2 protein-coding genes are annotated in these 1,355 nt (G+C 49.7%); both read left to right on the forward strand.

Annotated features, from left to right (window positions below; translation table 11 throughout):
- Window positions 1-244 precede the first annotated feature (244 nt).
- The gene (locus NP589_RS21505) at window positions 245-1,063 is read left to right on the forward strand and encodes a DUF932 domain-containing protein (RefSeq protein ID WP_256608800.1); all 819 of its coding nucleotides are present in this window, start codon (window positions 245-247) and stop codon (window positions 1,061-1,063) included.
- 68 nt (window positions 1,064-1,131) lie between these two features.
- Window positions 1,132-1,296: a hypothetical protein gene (locus tag NP589_RS21510; RefSeq protein WP_256608801.1), complete on the forward strand. Its 165-nt coding sequence runs from the start codon at window positions 1,132-1,134 to the stop codon at window positions 1,294-1,296.
- Window positions 1,297-1,355 lie beyond the last annotated feature (59 nt).

Below are 1,355 nucleotides of genomic sequence, written 5' to 3' on the forward strand. Positions count from 1 at the left end.
TGGCTAGGGTGGACGTTTGGCCGTTCGGGGGGCTGTCCGGATCTGACATAGATGGATTTGACCAGGGTGGGGGGGGGTGGTTTTTTATTGTCGATAATTACTTTATGAAACAATGTAATGTAAACCAAAAACAGTTGACAAGGCCGGGGCGTTTCGGTAGAATTGTCAACATGGTGAAGGGGCAATCCCTCACCATCAGAAGGTCGGGCAGTTCGCCAAGGCCAGTGTTTTCGAGGATCAAATCATGTTTAATCGTTTCTACGGCACTAAAACCCAAAATCCATTGGACAACGATCAATTGCGCCGGATGGCCCCTTCGGTGTTCGCCGAGCATAAACACGAAAGCCGGAAAGACTCATACAAGTTCATTCCAACCATCGACATCGTTGAGGCGTTGCGCGGCGAGGGTTTTTTACCGGTTTATGCTTCCGAGTCTCGCGTTCGTGATGAATCAAAAAAGGGGTTTGCTAAACACCTTTTGCGTTTTCGTCAGCACGACGGTTTTTCAGCCGTGGGTGAAGTTAAGCCTGAAATCGTTTTGCTCAACTCGCACGATGGCACAAGCTCTTACCAGCTCAGCGCCGGGCTTTATCGTTTGGTTTGCTCGAACGGTTTAATCGTGTCAGATGGGCAGATCGATTGCGTTCGCGTTCGCCATAGTGGCAACGTGGTGGATAACGTGATCGAGGGTACTTTTAAAATCGTTAAGGAAACACCAAAGGTGTTAGAGCAAATGGAAGTGATGCGCGGCCTTAACCTGACCAGAGCCGAGCAAGGCATTTTTGCGGAAGCGGCTAAGGGCTTACGCTGGGATGCCGAAGAGGTTATCGTTAAAAACGATGATTTGTTGCGCGTTCGCCGCGATGCCGACCGCTCTCCTGATCTTTGGACGACCTTTAACGTTTTGCAAGAAAAAATGCTAAAGGGTGGTGTCGAGGTGGAAAACAAGGAAACCAGACGCTCACAAAGAGCGCGGGAGGTTAAGGGGGTGAGCGAGAACGTTAGGCTGAATAAAGCAATTTGGACGCTTGCGGATGAAATGCGGAAGCTTAAAGCCGCTTGATAATGGATAGGCCGCAAGGATGCGGCCTTTTCTTTCCAGTTTTTCTAATCGCTGTCCGAGATATAGCCATGACTACAGAACAACGAAAACAACTCATTGCCGCCATTCTTTCCCATCTTCGCTTTCACGCTTTTATCGAAAAAAAGTTTTTTGACGAGGGCGATACATTTTTATCGCTGATTTTTATGGACGACCAAGAGCTTTCACAAGTCGCAACCCTTGCGGGGTGCTAATTGATGTCGATCCGCCGCCGCGCTATCGCACGGCGGCGGGCGCTCCGCGCGATTCGCAC

This window comes from Methylomonas rosea (assembly GCF_024505055.1).
Taxonomy (GTDB): Bacteria; Pseudomonadota; Gammaproteobacteria; order Methylococcales; family Methylomonadaceae; genus Methylomonas; species Methylomonas rosea.